This is a genomic window from Treponema denticola ATCC 35405 (assembly GCF_000008185.1).
Taxonomy (GTDB): Bacteria; Spirochaetota; Spirochaetia; order Treponematales; family Treponemataceae; genus Treponema_B; species Treponema_B denticola.
Map to the genome: position 1 here is coordinate 2,312,031 of NC_002967.9, position 15,576 is coordinate 2,327,606.

Consider the following 15,576-nt stretch of genomic DNA (forward strand, 5'->3'; position numbering starts at 1 on the left):
AAACTTAATTACTCTTAAAGCGGTCATATCTGCTTACCGCATTAGAAATAACAAAAAACACAATAACTATTCCGAAGATTACAAAATAAGAGCCTATGGAAAAAAACATATTATATAGGCCGTGTATACCCCAAGTAAAAAGAAAAGGCTTTATAATATTCCTCGTCTTTTGCACCATGCTTATTTCAAGATAGTATACACCCAAACACGCATGTAAGATATTTGAAGTAAAAGATCTAAGCCAGATTGCCTCCGGATAACGTATTGCATAAGCAAGATTCTCAAAAGAGGCAAAAATTAAGCCGTAAAACACCGATAAAAGCATCAGAATCCTTATATTCGCCCTGTTTTGAGCCGGAGTAATCTCATCCATATTTTTCATCTTATCCGACCAAAGCAATTTTACAAAAATAGAAAAAAGCAGTGCCTTAACGGTTTCTTCCGGCAGAGAAGAATGAATAAAACAGTCAAAAAGAATGCCGTAAGCATATCCCGTAGTTTTTAAAAAATCCTGCGACAAAAAGTATACAATAGTCTGCATTAAAATCGAAATAAGGACTGCAAAAAATGAAAACAAAAAAATATATAATAATGGTTTAACCGATAAATTTTCTTTTCTTATAACAATAAAAGCCCAAATAATTGCAAGTGCAAAAGAAAGAAACATTAGTGCTGCAATCTGCATATTTGTAAGCATACATTGAAAAAGAATTAAATTCAAGAGGTTTACCGACAAGGTCTTTATTTTGAAAGGAAAATGCCTTATAATATTTATATGGGGTTAAGACTATGGATAAAGAAAAAAACGATTATGACAAACTTTTTTCGGAAATTACAAAAGCAAGGCACCTCGTAGCCTTCACGGGAGCCGGAATAAGCACCCTTGCAGGAATCAAGGACTTTAGAGGAAAAGACGGCCTTTATAAACAGCCGAACACGGAGAAAATGTTCGATATAGACGTCTTTTATCGGGATCCTTCGGTTTATTACGGAATGGCCAAGGAATTTATCTACGGATTGGAAGAAAAGCAGCCTGCAATCGTGCATACCGTCCTTGCCGACCTTGAAAAAAGGGGCATCCTAAAAGCCGTAATAACCCAAAACATTGATTTACTCCATCAAAAGGCTGGAAGCAAAAATGTAATTGAGGTACACGGCTCTCCATCGGTTCACTATTGTATAAACTGCTCTTACACCGAAACCTTTGAAGAAACCGCAAAAACGGCTAAAACGGGAGAAGTACCAAGGTGCCCTAAATGCGGAAGTCCTATAAAACCGGCAATAACTTTTTTTGGAGAAGCCCTTCCTCAAAAAGCCCTAATGAAGGCAGAAACGGAAGCTTCCAAGTCGGATTTTATGCTGGTTTTAGGTACAAGTCTTTTGGTTTATCCCGCAGCAGCTCTTCCGGCTTATACTTTAAGAAACGGAGGTAAGATAGCGATAGTAAACAATCAGCCTACCCAATTTGACTCCTATACGGACCTTTTATTTGAAGATTTGGAAGAAACTTTCGAAGAAATAGACAAAAGATTAAAGAAAGTTTAATTTTTTATCTAAATTCACTTGACAAAAAAGTAAGAATATGGTAACTTACATTTAGGCACAGATTGCGGGTAATTATCCTAAATTACCTGCGTAAAGCGTTCATAAAAGTATTTATATGTGAATGGTTTATACTCTATTTTAATCGCCCCGGTCCGCATACTCCCGGGGCGATTTTTTTATATATAGTGCAAAACAAGCATTCAAGATTTAAGGTTTTAATGCCAATAAATAAATTGAAAAAGATTTACAGTAAATTACTAAAAAGGTATTTATTTTTTTTTATTTATGTGTTAGGATGTGTCTCATGGAAAAAGATAAAAGAATAATCGTTGATTCGGAAAAAATTGAAACAGCCATACGTTTGGGTGTTCCTATCGTTATAACTTCATATACTTTGCCTAAAGAAACTGAAGTTTATATTACGGATGTTATATCGGAATTTTTAAGGCAGCTGCATTGTACCGATATTACAGATTATATCGTATATTACACAAATGAGCTCACAACAAACGCAAAAAAAGCCAATACAAAAAGAGTATATTTTAAAGAAAGAGGCTTAAATATTTCCGATGCCGAAGACTATGAACAGGGAATGAAGGATTTTAAAGAAGATACAATCTCAAACATGGATCATTATCTGGAACTTCAAAAAAAGGCAGGTCTTTATATCAAACTGTCCCTTCAACTTAAAAATGACAATATAGTCCTTGAAGTAAGCAATAACTCGGCCCTAACCCGCCAAGAATTTAAGAGAATTTTTGACAAAATAGTCAGAGCAAGACAATTTTCATCATTGGATGAAGCCTTTACTCAAGTTTTAGACAATACCGAAGGAGCCGGTTTAGGTCTTGTAATAATGGTTCTAATGCTCAAAAAAATGGGTCTGGATGAAAAGTCATACACAATTGATGTTGTAGACGGAGTAACATTAAACCGTGTTATTATTCCCCTAAGATTGAAGCTAAAAAAAGAGGCTGTACCTCTTACAAAGGCTATTGTAGAATATATCAACGAAATACCGCAATTCCCCGAAAATATTATGCAGATACAGAGGGCTATTAACGATCCGGAATCAAAGATGCAAAAAATTGCCCAGCTTATAAGCAGCGATATAGGATTGGCAACAGACCTTCTAAAACATGTAAACTCCGTAGCTTTCGGTCTTTCAAAACCCTGTATGAACATTGTCGAAGCTGTCAAGTTCGTAGGCTTGAGAGGAATACAAAACCTGCTTTACTCTATGGGAACCATCAAAATATTGGAAACAACGGAAAAAGAGCAAAAGGAAATTTGGGAAAATGCTTACAGGCTGGCCTTTTTCTCCTTAAATGTTGCAAAACTTACCGGCAAACGCACTATAGTTGATGATGCATATATTTGCGGTCTTCTCCATGACCTTGGAAAGATTATCCTTGGTTCAATGTACCCTGAGCTGCTTGTAAAACTGGCAGAAATTCAAGCCGAAAGGAACATACCGCCTCAGGTTATGGACATGATTATGAGCGGAATGGCTCAAGCAGAAATAGGAGCTACCCTTGCAGAAAAGTGGAACTTCCCCGAACCCATAGTAGTAACGATAAGATATCAGGATAATTTTGAAAATGCACCCGAAGAACATCGAGAATTGGTTGAAAGCGTTTGCTTTGCAGACTTTATGCTTAATTTTTCACAAGGGAAAATAGATTACTATCAGATCCCTGAAGCCTTGCTAAAAAGATTCAAAATAAAGTCGGAAGAACAACTTAAAAAACTCTGTGAACGCTTTGAATTTGCTTTTTCAAAGTAAGAAATGCAAGAATCCCAGTGTTAAATATCCGGAAAAAGCTCTTTTATAATTTCGCGGTAGGTTTTATTGTAATATAAATGCCCGTAGATAATCGCGGCGGCAAGCACATTTCTACCGTAGCCCCTTGTTTCCGCATAAGCAAGGCTTTCTAAAAATAAGTCGGTCGGCAAATCACCGGCCTGCCTTACCCAGCGTTTGACTGCATTGGGACCTGCATTATAAGAAAAAAGGGCATGCATAATTTTTCCGCCGTTACGGTTTACCATATCCGAAAGATAGAAGGCTCCGAAACGGATATTTGTATCGGGATTGTTAAGGTCATAAGTTTCCAGCTTCAGACGGCGGGCAATATCGGCAGCAGTAGGCTTCATCAGCTGGGCAAGTCCTATCGCACCCGCATGAGAAACAACCTCAGGCTTAAAATAACTTTCGCTTCTAAGCAAGGCGTATAAAAGATATTCAGGTAAATTGTATTCTGCCGCATATCTTTTAACCGACTCAAGCCAAGGACGGGGATAAATCAACTTTAAGTGTTCATCTCCAAATTCGGCACCTTCGGAGTTGACCGCAAAGGTCATAATTCTCATGGAGTCGGCATAATAGCCGTTTTCCGATAAAGCTTGCGAAAAAAAAGCGGCTTCTTCCGTACTGATCTGAGGATATAAAACGGTAATTTTATTGTACACTTGGGAATAAAGTTTATATTTTACAAAACCTTTTAAAATCCGAACAGTCTCTTCATCCGAAAAGCCGCTGCTGCCTTTTCTTTTATAATTTTTTCCGTATGGAGAAGAGGAAATAGGAAGCCCAAGCTGATAAGCAGCCATAAGCCTGTAATAAAAGGAATTATGATCTTTTTCATAAGCTTCACGGTAAAGCTTTTGAGACTCTGCATCCAATGATTTTTTAGAACGTGCAAGAATATAAGCAAGACGGGCTCGTGCCGTCAGAAGATTTGTTTTTTGAACGGCTTTTTGAAGTTTTTCAAGTCCTTTCCAATCCCGGGAAAGAACCAGCTTCATACAGGCATGAGCTGTCAGTTCTTCATAAACCGAAGGATTCTTCCATGAGGGAACAGACAGGCAAAGCTCATCAAAAAACACCTTAAACGATCTGCTTTTTTCTATATCGAGGATGTACCAAAGGGCAACATCATAATCGTAGGATTGGGGCGGATAGGTCTTTGCCTTTTTAAAAAGTAAAAGAGCCTTTTCGGTATTTTCCTTTCCGCCCATCTTTAGACGCAGGCGGGCAGCATAAAAAGCATACATGTATTTTTGAACAATGTAGTCGGAATTTTTTACGGATTTTTTTTCATAAAAATCAAGCCGATTTTCAAAAAGGAGGGCATCCGCAGCATTGTCGGAGGAGCCTGCTAAGGCAGCCTTTCCCGCATCAGAGAGAACAATTCTATGTTCAAAGCATGGATTATCCCCGGCTTCCATTAAACTTTTAAAAATAATCCACGCATCTTCAAACCGAGATTCAAAGTTTAGCTTTCTTGCTTTTAAAATATTAAAAAAATCGTCTCCGCAGTCTTTTAATTCATTCTGCTTTTTTTCGATATTTTTTAGGCCTTCAATAATTTCCGCATCAAATTTTTGTGTGTTAAGGTAATCAGGCAAAGACTGATCCATTCTTGTAAAATTTCCCGATAAAAATAGCAGCCTTTGGATTTCGGATCTTATTGTTTGATTGTCTAATTTATTGTCTAATTGAATAGCTTCGGGTAAAGCAAGTTTTTCTTCAAGCCGCTTAAGTTTTTCTTCATTGGATAAAAGAGAATAAAGAGCATCATCGGCCAGTTTTTTATAGGGCATGGGAGCATTTTTTACTGCGTACTCAAAATAAGCCCTAGCCGATGCATCATAGATTTTTTTATCCGAAGCCCCCACCTTCGCCTTTTGGAGGGCAAGACCTATATAGTACAAGGATGAAGGATCGGTATTATACAGCTTCTTCAATTCCAAAGCTTGAGGTTTTAAAAAACGGTAAAAATTTTCCGAATAAAGGTCCTCAATCAGGCGGGCTTCTCCCGTTTTATCGTAAGAGCCCGCACAGGAAACGCTGCAAAGACAAACGCACAAAAAGAACCATATTAAAGCGATGCGGGTAAATTTGGATGTTATAAGGCTATCCTCTTAAAAATTATTTAGGCGGAATATCTATATAAGTTCCTGCTATAATAAGATTAGGATTTTTAATCTTGTTGTAATCCGCTATCTTTTTGTAAAGCCAAGGCGTTTTATAATAGGTCTCGGATAGATCCCACAGAGTATCTCCCCATTTGATCTTGTACCGTACTGCGCCATTTGAATTTGTATTCGATTTTTGTTGAGTTTCAGCCTTTTTCTTGGCCTCTGCTTTTTGTTTAGCTTCTTCTTCAGCCTTCTTTTTAGCCTGGGCTTCAGCCTTTTGCTTGGCTTCTTCCTCGGCTTTTTTCTTGGCTTCAGCTTCAGCCTTTTGTTTGGCCTCTTCTTCAGCTTTTCGCTTGGCTTCAGCGGCAGCTTTTTCTGCGGTATTTTCTTTAGGAACATTAGAGGTTGTCGCATTTACATCTTTTTTTGACTCTTGCACCTGTTCAACTTTTTCAGGAACCGAAGCTATCTTATCTTTATCGGCAAAGGGCATTTTTTTTGTCAAAAGAAGAATGGCAAATACCAAGGCTGTTATACAAAGAATTATTATTATAATTATAAGCCACAAAGGCATCTTTTTCTTTTTTTCAGGTTTTTCTTCATTATCGTAAAGTTGAGAATCAGCCTGAGATTCAAGCGATTCATCAAACGAAAGATCATCACTTTCTTTTATAAAATAATCGTCATCACCACTTGTAAACCCGGATGAGGAATCAAGGGAAGCAAAATCAAAATCCATACCTTCAAGGCTTGCCTCATCAAGATTTTTTAAAGATACTCTTAGCGATTGATGAGATCCGGAGCCCTCATCGACGGCTTCTGCAGAAAGATTTTTTTCTTCATCAAGCTTTATTTTTAAATTTATAGTGGGATCACCGGCACGCCCCGTTGAAATATCTTCTACAATAAGGGAGCCTATATATTCGGGCTCTGCCCCGTCAACTTGTTTAAATAAATTTATTTGAACACTTTCCTGATCATCCCTAACCGTAGTCAATTCCAAAGATTGCTCGGAAAGTGCACTTTCATCCAAAATCGGGAAAAATGTCCCGTCTGCAAGTTTTATTCCTATTTTTGAAGCCATAATATCCTCCTGCAAAATTCAAAATTTAATAATTGCTTCTAGACATCTATAACCATTTTAAACGCAAAACAGGTTCTTGTCAATGAATTTAAAACGAAAATCCCAATAAAGTTGCATAATACTTATATCCGGATTTAAAAATTATTACGATAAATTATAGGACTAAGAGTTTTTTTTCCTGCCAAGAGCATGATAAGGCGGTCGAAGCCCATGGCAACACCTGAGCATGGCGACATCTTAGAGCAAGTCTCCCCGAAGTTTTTTACCGGCGGATGAGGAACGAGAGCGTTTTTTTGCTTTAATTCGTTTTCGTTTTTAAAATAAGAATTTATTTTGCTTTTATTCCTTTCTTCGGTATAGCAGTTTGCAAGCTCAACCCCGTTTAAATAAACTTCCCATCGCTCGACGGTCTTCCATTCAAGAGCTTCATTTTTTTTATTTAAAACCCTTTTGGAATTTTCTGCGGCAAGGCAGGGCACGAAGGCGGGATAATCCAAAATAGCTATGAGTCTGTTTTTAGGAAGATTGGGCTCAACTGCATGGACTAAAATAAGCTCATATAAATCGTCCTCTTTCCAATCCGAATAGTTTTCAGCTTCTCCGAGCCCTAACTTTTCGGCATAATAAGCAAGCTCCTCCGGTGAATGTTCCGTACTTAAAGGCACTCCTGCGTATTTTCTAAAGGCTTCGTCCATAGTCAGGCACTCAAATCCCTTTGATAAGGTTTTTAAGACCTCCCTGTCAACAAGAGGATTTTCTTTTACCCTATCGGAAACATGGCTTAAAAATTCTTCGCTTATCTTTACGGAATCTTTATAGTTTGCGTTTACCGTATAATATTCGAGCATGGTAAATTCGGGGCTATGGATATTGCCTATCGATTCTGCATTGCGGTAGCATTTTGAAATTTGAAAAACCGAGCGGGAAGTTTGGGCTATTATCGGCTTAATATAAACTTCGGGAGAAGGGACCAAAAAAAGGGCTTTTCCTGTAGGGCTTTTTTTTAACAAGGACGGACTTAGATATTCCGTTTTAAAAACCTCCAAACAGGTTTCAGGGATTAGCTCTCCCGAAAGAGCCGGCGTATCCAATTCCAAATAATTTTTTTTAATAAAAAATTCCCTTGCGGCCTGAATACTAAGGGCACGCAATTCTAAAGCTTCAATATCCATAAGAAAACCTCATTTATTCTGCAAGGGCTAGGACGGGATCAAGCCTTGCAGCCTTGATAGCAGGATGAAGGCCGAAAAATATTCCCGTACATACGCTTACCGAAAAGGCTATCAGCGAGCCCGAAAAATTGGGTAAAAAGATTATTTCGGGAGGGAAGAAGACGTTTACAATCAGCTTACTGATTAGAAGCCCTAAAACTATACCTATGAGCCCGCCTGTAAGAGTAAGAGAAGCCGATTCTATTAAAAACTGCATTCTTATGGCTCCGCCCGTGGCTCCGAGAGCCTTTCTTATACCTATCTCCCTTCGGCGCTCGGTAACGGTAACAAGCATTATATTCATAATGCCTATACCCCCGACAAGCAAGGATATTCCGGCTATGGCAGAAAGCACAAGACTTACCATTCCTGTAATCTTAGTCATTTGCTCAAACTGCTGACGGGCAGAGTAAACCCACAGAGCAAAGCGGTTACCGCCCGACAGTTCTTCAGAAAAATCTTGAATCTTTACTTCAACCTTGGAGGAGACCTTAGGGTCCGAGATAGCAACTTCGGCTGCCCAAACAGCCTCAGATACCTTTCCCGGAAGCCTACTCAGAGCAAATTTTCTTGGAACAAAGACGGCATCAGAGGTGCGGATCACCCAGGTATTTTTGGGTTTTACAACGCCTATGACCTGAAGACGCACAATAAGGGGAGGAGACTTTTCGCTGCTTGACGGAATCTGCAAAGTAATAAATTTACCTACAGCCCTGCCCTCGGGAAAAAGCTGAAAAGCTATCCTTTCGCCTATAATAGCCTTTTCAGCTCCCGTAGAATAATCGGAAGAAGAAAAAAAACTGCCGTAATCCATAACCACTCGGTGAGATTCAAGCCTTTCAGCTTCAATTCCTTCTATATCGCTAATTTCAATCCGCAAATCATTCCTTATAATTGAGGCTTGAAAAGTGTTGGAATAAAAAACATGCTTTATCTCGGGGATTTTTTGCATCAGCTTTTTACGGAAAGCCTCATCAAATTTTATGATTTTACCTTCACCTGCGAATTCGGGATTATCCGCCTGAGTTCCTATGTTGATTATATCCATACTGAACTCTTCAAATTCTTTTATCATGCTGTTTGAAAGAGAACTTGCAAGGCTTGTAACAATTATAACCGAGGTAACGCCAATCACTATGCCCAATAAGGAAAGAAGGGTCCGCATCTTGTTTGTTCTAAAATTATGAAGGGCATTTATAAAATCTTCAAACATTTTTCTCTTACCACTTAGGAGGCTTTACTCTCAAGGTATCGCCTTCCTTTAAGCCGGATAAAACTTTTACGGTGCCCTGAGTATAGGCTTCAACCTCGACATTAACCCTTTCAATCTTGCCGTTTTCAAGAAGCCTTTCAACGTATGGTTCGCCCTTATCGTAGGAAAGAGCCGTTTGATCCAAAAGCAAAACTTCTTCATCTTCACCGGCAATAATGTTTCCGCTAAAAGAATAACCGGGTAAAACATTTTCGGGGAGCTTATCGACAACTATCTTTGTTTCTATCACAGTAGCACCCCTTTGGCTGCCGGACTTAGCGATTGAAGAGTGATAGGTAACACGGCCTTCCACTTTTTCATCGCCGAGAGCTTGAAAGCTGAGTAAAACTTTTTGCCCTACTTTTAACCTAGGAACATCTCCTTCTGAAACATCGACAGTAGACTTAAAAAAGGAGCGGTCTATAATCACCCCGAAATTATCCTTGGGCATAACATATGAACCTTCGGTAAGATCAAAAGAAACGACTATACCGTCAAACTTTGCATAAACGCTTCTATCCCGTAAGGCCCTCTTTAAAGATTCAAGCTCCAGTTTCATAAGTTCAAGGTTTTTAGAATAGCCTTGCAATTTTTCTTTTTCGATAAGAAATTCCTGCTTTGCAACTTGAAAAGCCTGATAGGTATTGTCAAGAGCAAAGATAAGGTCGCCTTTTTTTACGGTATCGCCTTCTTTAACCGCAACTTTTTTTATAAGGCCCTCGCCGGGAGAGTGAAGGTTTTGCTGTTGAGCAGGCTGGATATAGCCTGAAACTTGAATAACATCCTGTATTACTTCTTTAGTTACCGTAACCGTTTGAGAAATCTCCTCAGTTCCCTTCTTGGGTAAAAAAAGAATCCAAACTATCAAAAGTATAATTATTGCGGCAGCAACCATTAAAATAATCTTTTTATTTTTATTTTTTTGCTTTGTATCCTGCATTTATTTTTCCTCTATATCGAAAGCTTCTTTTAATTCGGCATTGAAAATATGTACGGCAATATTCGAATCGGCTGAACCTAAAAGAGCGGTAATATATTGCAAAGAAGCCTGCTTATTTTCCAAAGCGTTTATAAGTCCCCTTTGGAACCATTTAGCATGTTCCTCGGCATTTTCTTTATAAATATCCAGTTCTTCGGCATAGCGGATTTGCTGCCATTCAAGCTGTTCCCATTTAAGTTTAAAGGTATTAAACTCTTTAGCAAAATTATTTCTAGTGTTTCCCAGCTTTATCTTTTCGCCCGCTTCTTTTAAGGAAACATTCTTTTTATTAAGATAATAATCATAAATTGCAAGCGGATTTATCGAAAAAGACACCTGCATGGCCGGAACGGAAGCGGAGTCCAGACTTAAGCTAAGGCCCGTATCAAGCCTTACCCCGGGAAACATCAGCTGCAGCCCCGAACTTATGTTCTTATTTTGGTTCATAGTATAAGAATATCCCAAACTTGCAGAAGCCGAAAATGGGCTTAAATCCATTTTATTTTTTTCGAGAAGTTTTTTATAATCATTTTCCGCTTTTAAAAGAGGCTTATAGTTTTCGGCCTTCAGGTTTTCCATAGAAATCAGCTTTTGTTTAGGGAGGCTCTTTGCAAGCCTTATAAAAAATTCATCCTCATCTTTTTTTGGAATATCAAGACCGCAGGACTCAAAAAAAAGACGGGCAGAAACCTCAAAAGAAAATTCCGTTTCTTTTTCTGTCCTTTCGGAGCTTATCAAATTAAGCCTTGCCGTTCTTAACTTTGAAGATGTTTCGGAATAGCCTTCTGCAAGAATCTGTTTGTAGTTAATATCGGCCTGAATACCTGAAAGTCTTTTTGCAAGAAGAGCCGAATATTCGCTTAATATTTTTTGAATATCGGTTAAAAGTTTTTTTTCGGCAAGCTCTTTAACGCTCTTTACTTTTTTTTCGGCCTCTTTAAGAGCTTCCAAGGAAGTTTCAATTTCCTGCTTTTTTCTTTTGCGGGCTTGGCTGTAAATATCGCCCGAAAGCCCCAGCGAAAAATCTTGAGAGCTTTTTCCCATCTTATAGGAATAAGGGGCTGACAGCTTGAGTCCCAGATTATTATAAAGAGGCATACCTGCCGAAACCGAGGGCTGTACGGAAAATCCCGATTTATCCTTTTCGGAACTAAGATTAAAATTTAAGGTAGAACTAAAGTCAAAGGCAAAGATGGAATTAAGCCTTACGGATTTATAATTATTTAGAGCTATCGCCGCTTCGTTTTCTATCAAAACAATATCGGTATCGTTTTTGCAGCGGTACTCCAAAATTTTGTCATAAATATTTTCTTGAGCAAAAAGAACATTTAATGAAATGAAGAGATAAATAAAAAAAGAATTATGTTTAAGCATTTTTGACACTTGTAAGATTACAAAAAAAGAATAAAAAAGTCAAGGAATTATCGACTCTTGAACTAGCTAAGATATTTTTGCTATAATACAACACATGGAAAATTCACAACTGATTGAGAGCTTTGAAGCTCTTTTTAATGTAATTAAAAGATTAAGGGGGCCGGGAGGCTGTCCATGGGATATAGCCCAAACCCCTATGAGTATGCGCAAGTCCCTTTTGGAAGAAGCTTACGAGGCAGCTGACGCAATAGAAGAACACCATAATACCGGACAAAACGCCGAGCATGTAAAAGAAGAACTCGGCGATATTCTTTTAAATGTACTGATGATTTCGTATATGTATGAACAAGAAGGCCTTTTTTCAACTGCCGATATTATGAAAAATCTTACCGAAAAGCTGATAAGAAGGCATCCTCATGTTTTCGGGGAAACGGAAGGCTATGAAGGGCCTGAAAGCGATAAAAAAGCTTCGACTCCCGAATCCGTTTTAAACCAATGGGAAAACATAAAAGAAAAAATTGAAAGACCTAAGGCCGAATCAATTTTGGATTCCATCCCTAAAAATTTTCCGCCGATGCTGCGGGCCTTAAAGATTTCAAAAAAGGCAGCAAAGGCCGGTTTTGAGTGGACTGAAATAGGCGGCCTTATCGAAAAGATGGAAGAAGAAACGGCAGAATTTGCCGAAGCCGTTAAATCAGGATCCGAGGCCGCGATGGAAGATGAGATAGGAGATGTATTCTTTGTTGCCGTCAATGCCGCCCGTTTTTTAAAGATAGATCCCGAAATGGCTTTGATGCATGCAAACAAAAAATTTGAAAGGCGGTTCCGGTTTGTTGAGGCCGAAATGAAAAAAAACGGCCTTGAGCTTTTACCCGAAAATGGGGAAAAGATGGAAGAATTTTGGAATAAGGCAAAACTTAAAGAAAGGTCTAAAAATTAACAAAGCATAAAAAAAGAGTTTTGCTTAAACACAAAACTCTTTTTTTCTTTTACCGGTTACTACTTTTGGGGTAAGATATTTACCAACTCAATGTCAAAAATCAAAACAGCATTGGGGGGAATTATAACCGTATTGCCCTGAGTAATACCCTGTTCTCCGTAAGCCAATGCCGGCGGAACATAAAGTCTGAATTTTGCATCCTGGCTCATCAACTGTAAGCCTTCTTTCCAGCCGGGGATCACCCTTGATAACTGGATTTTTACGCTTGAACCGCTTTTATATGAATCGTCAAAAACACTTTCGTCTATAAGTTTTCCGATATAGTTGACTTCAACTTCATCATTTGCTGTAGGATAGAAATCTTCCTTCCCCTTTGAAAGCACCTCATACTGCAAACCGGATTCGGTAACTACAACACCCTCTTTAGCCTTGTTTTTTTCCAAAAAGGCATTAGCTTCTTCAAGAGCCTTTGCAGCCTTTTCTATCTGAGCCATTTTAAAGGCCTTATTTAAAACCGTCTGAGCATCCTGAAGTCCTGTTTCTTTAAAATCCTTAGCCATTGCTTCATTATAGCCCTTTAAAATGTGCTTGGGGTTGAGTTTTATACCGTCTTGCTTTGCACTTTGTGCGATGATAACGCCGAAGGCATAGCCTACCTCTTCCTCGGTTACCGAAATTTTTTCCTTTTCATCGGCTGCATTGTTTTCGGAAGGAACTTCCGTTTCCGCTTTTTTGTCCTTACAGGATGTAAACGCAAAAAACAAGCAGGCACAACATAAAATAAGAGTAAAATTTTTAATAAATTTCATAGAATAAATCCTTATAAATATAAAATATATAGAAGGCGTAAGAATATCAGTCTTTTAAAAAACAGTCAATAGCCGGACTTTTACATTCTTTCCCAAATAGGCTTTATATTACGCCTTTATAGTCGGCTTTTGTGTTAAAGGCTGAGACCATTATTAATATTCTTTTTGAAGAACTATCATATCCGCCCAAAAAAGCATAGACTCCTATTTTTTCACCTTTTTTTACATCATTTTTTAAGTGCTGAGCAATGCTGTTTTGAAATACCATAACCAGTTCATATCCATTTGGAAGTTTATTTGTAATAACACTCCCAAAAAAATTTTCAGGCATTTCAAACCAATATGTAAACATACGAATTTCTTGTTCATATTTTTTATCTTTTTCGGCACTTGGATACTCATCCAATGTAACAGGGAGACCTATAAAGCTGTTAAATATAGTAAGCCCTCCATCTTCATTTTCTTTAGCAGCAGACTCTACCATTTTTACTAAGTCGTTAATAGACATTTCCTGATAGTTTTCATACTTAAAAGAATATGCAAAAACCGTAACAAATAAAAATAAGACAACTAAAAATTTCTTCATTTTTCCTCCATAGAGAAAGCTATATCTCTTAAAATTTATCTTAACTTAAAGTTTATTTGAGAAAAAAAATTTTGTCAAGACTGCGAACCTGTCAAACTATACGTAAATAGCTGGACTTTTATAAAAAATATGGTATAATTAAAGATAGAAAAATAAAGAGGAGAGTCTTATGGCTTCATTTAAAATAACTTTTCCTGACGGAACTCAAAAAGAATTTGTTAATCCGGTGTCGGCGCGTGAGCTGGTACAATATTTTCCGGCCTGCCCTGCTCCTATAGTAGGCATAAAGGTAAACAATTTGGTAGTACCCTTAAATAAAACCATCGATGTACAATCCAATATAGAACCGGTAACCTTAGCCGACCGAGAAGGCTCAAATTTTTACCGAAGAACTCTCTGCCTGATTTTAGCTGCTGCAGCAAAAGAACTCTACCCCGGCTTAAGGCTTTTAATGGGACACAGCCTGGATTACGGCTATTATTACACCCTTGAAGGAAAAAATTCAAGTAAGGTGGATTTTAAGGCTATAAAGGCAAAAATGGATGAAATGGTAGCTCAAGACATGCCTATCGATACCCGCTGGCTTTCCTACGAGGAAGCCTTGGAAAAATTCGAACACTCAAATCAACCCGAAACCCATAGACTTTTAAACTACACGAGTAAACCCCGAATTTTAATAAACCGTTTAGGCAGCTATGAAGATCTCTATTTTCAACCCCTTATGGATAGAATAGGTGAAGTCAAGGTCTTTGATGTAATGCCCTATGAAGACGGCTTTTTACTCAGGTTTCCGAGGACATCATCTCCTACAAAGCTCTCGGAATTTAAAGACATTCCCCATCTTTTTGAAATTTATAAAGAATATAAACAATGGGGAAAACTTGTAGGCGTTTCATCGGTGGGTCAGTTGAACGACTTAATTACCTCAAGAAAAATAAAAGACTATGTAGAAATTACCGAGATACTTCAAAACAATAAACTTGCCGAAATAGCAAAAAAAATAACGGCTAAAAAAACCGCAAGGGTAATACTGATAGCAGGCCCTTCAAGTTCCGGAAAAACCACTTCGGCTAAAAAACTTTCAATGCAGCTTAAGGTTCTTGGGTATGTACCTAAGGTTATAAGCCTTGACGATTTTTATCTGGGTATTGCTAAAGCACCGAAAAAAGAAGACGGAAGGCCCGACTTTGAATGTGTTGAGGCTCTGGACATTGAGCTCTTAAACGATGTCCTTCTCCGTCTATTCAATGGTGAAACAGTCGAAATGCCTTCCTACGATTTTAAGGTAAGTGCCCGCAGACCTGAAGGTAAGATGTTTACCCCTGAACAAAACACAATCTTTATACTTGAAGGAATCCATGCTCTGAACAATAAGCTTACGGCAAAAATAGACGAGTCATTAAAATTTAAGGTCTACCTTTCGGCTCTCACCCAGCTTAATTTGGATGACCATAACCGCATCCCTACATCGGATAACAGACTTATAAGACGCATAGTCCGAGATGCCCAGTTTAGAGGAAGCCCTGCAGCAAGAACAATAGGAATGTGGGGCGACGTAAGAAGCGGAGAATCAAAATATATTTTCCCATTCCAAGGAAATGCCGATGCTGTCTTTAACACGGCCCTGGACTATGAGCTTTCAGTCTTAAAGGTTTATGCAGAACCGCTTTTAAAGGCGGTAAAGCCGAACCAAAAGGAATACAACGAAGCGTCGAGGCTGTTAACCTTTTTAGGAAACTTTCTACCGCTTCCGGCCAGCTTTGTACACGGACAATCCATATTGCGCGAATTTATCGGAGACAGCGACTTTTCGTACAGCTAAACTCAGCTAAATTAGGCCTCGTAGACTAAAAAAGATATTTATGCTATAAT

General features: G+C 38.3%; 13 protein-coding genes. 4 read left to right on the plus strand and 9 right to left on the minus strand.

Translation table 11 applies throughout. The features are described 5' to 3' along the window. Window positions 1–4: 4 nt before the first annotated feature. Window positions 5–697, minus strand: coding sequence for a protease PrsW (locus tag TDE_RS10745; RefSeq protein ID WP_002667861.1), 693 nt, complete (start codon window positions 695–697; stop codon window positions 5–7). A gap of 92 nt (window positions 698–789) precedes the next feature. On the opposite strand from TDE_RS10745, the gene TDE_RS10750 reads away from it, so the two are divergent. Both TDE_RS10750 and TDE_RS10755 read left to right on the plus strand, forming a co-directional pair. After that, window positions 790–1,545 (plus strand): SIR2 family NAD-dependent protein deacylase, encoded by a 756-nt coding sequence (locus TDE_RS10750; protein WP_002675715.1) that lies wholly within the window; start codon window positions 790–792, stop codon window positions 1,543–1,545. 304 nt (window positions 1,546–1,849) lie between these two features. Continuing rightward, window positions 1,850–3,331: an ATP-binding protein gene (locus tag TDE_RS10755; RefSeq protein WP_002674379.1), complete on the plus strand. Its 1,482-nt coding sequence runs from the start codon at window positions 1,850–1,852 to the stop codon at window positions 3,329–3,331. A 20-nt stretch (window positions 3,332–3,351) separates the two neighbouring features. On the opposite strand, the gene TDE_RS10760 is transcribed toward TDE_RS10755, so the two are convergent. From TDE_RS10760 to TDE_RS10785, 6 genes are all read right to left on the minus strand, one after another. Next, on the minus strand, window positions 3,352–5,418 hold the full coding sequence (locus TDE_RS10760) for a flagellar assembly lytic transglycosylase (protein ID WP_002680167.1): 2,067 nt from the start codon (window positions 5,416–5,418) through the stop codon (window positions 3,352–3,354). Between the two features lie 61 nt (window positions 5,419–5,479). Further along, window positions 5,480–6,553, minus strand: coding sequence for a LysM peptidoglycan-binding domain-containing protein (locus TDE_RS10765; protein ID WP_002680169.1), 1,074 nt, complete (start codon window positions 6,551–6,553; stop codon window positions 5,480–5,482). 134 nt (window positions 6,554–6,687) lie between these two features. Continuing rightward, a complete protein-coding gene (locus TDE_RS10770) occupies window positions 6,688–7,725 on the minus strand; it encodes an EF-P lysine aminoacylase GenX (protein WP_002680171.1) in 1,038 nt (345 codons plus the stop codon). 13 nt (window positions 7,726–7,738) lie between these two features. Further along, window positions 7,739–8,977, minus strand: coding sequence for an ABC transporter permease (locus TDE_RS10775; RefSeq protein ID WP_002680173.1), 1,239 nt, complete (start codon window positions 8,975–8,977; stop codon window positions 7,739–7,741). A 7-nt stretch (window positions 8,978–8,984) separates the two neighbouring features. After that, complete coding sequence (locus tag TDE_RS10780) at window positions 8,985–9,956, minus strand: efflux RND transporter periplasmic adaptor subunit (RefSeq protein WP_002680174.1); 972 nt, start codon at window positions 9,954–9,956, stop codon at window positions 8,985–8,987. Then, window positions 9,957–11,369 carry a hypothetical protein gene (locus TDE_RS10785; RefSeq protein ID WP_002680176.1) on the minus strand — a complete coding sequence of 471 codons (1,413 nt, stop codon included), beginning with the start codon at window positions 11,367–11,369 and terminating at the stop codon, window positions 9,957–9,959. A 94-nt stretch (window positions 11,370–11,463) separates the two neighbouring features. Here TDE_RS10785 and mazG point away from each other — a divergent pair, with 94 nt between their 5' ends. Beyond that, entirely contained in the window at window positions 11,464–12,309 is an 846-nt protein-coding gene (mazG, locus tag TDE_RS10790) for a nucleoside triphosphate pyrophosphohydrolase (RefSeq protein WP_002680184.1), read from the plus strand. 59 nt (window positions 12,310–12,368) lie between these two features. On the opposite strand, the gene TDE_RS10795 is transcribed toward mazG, so the two are convergent. Next, window positions 12,369–13,118 (minus strand): FKBP-type peptidyl-prolyl cis-trans isomerase, encoded by a 750-nt coding sequence (locus TDE_RS10795; protein WP_002674352.1) that lies wholly within the window; start codon window positions 13,116–13,118, stop codon window positions 12,369–12,371. 103 nt (window positions 13,119–13,221) lie between these two features. Then, a complete protein-coding gene (locus TDE_RS10800; protein ID WP_010957202.1) occupies window positions 13,222–13,704 on the minus strand; it encodes a hypothetical protein in 483 nt (160 codons plus the stop codon). A gap of 169 nt (window positions 13,705–13,873) precedes the next feature. Between TDE_RS10800 and TDE_RS10805 the strand changes: the two genes are divergently transcribed. Continuing rightward, on the plus strand, window positions 13,874–15,526 hold the full coding sequence (locus tag TDE_RS10805; RefSeq protein WP_002674349.1) for a nucleoside kinase: 1,653 nt from the start codon (window positions 13,874–13,876) through the stop codon (window positions 15,524–15,526). Window positions 15,527–15,576 lie beyond the last annotated feature (50 nt).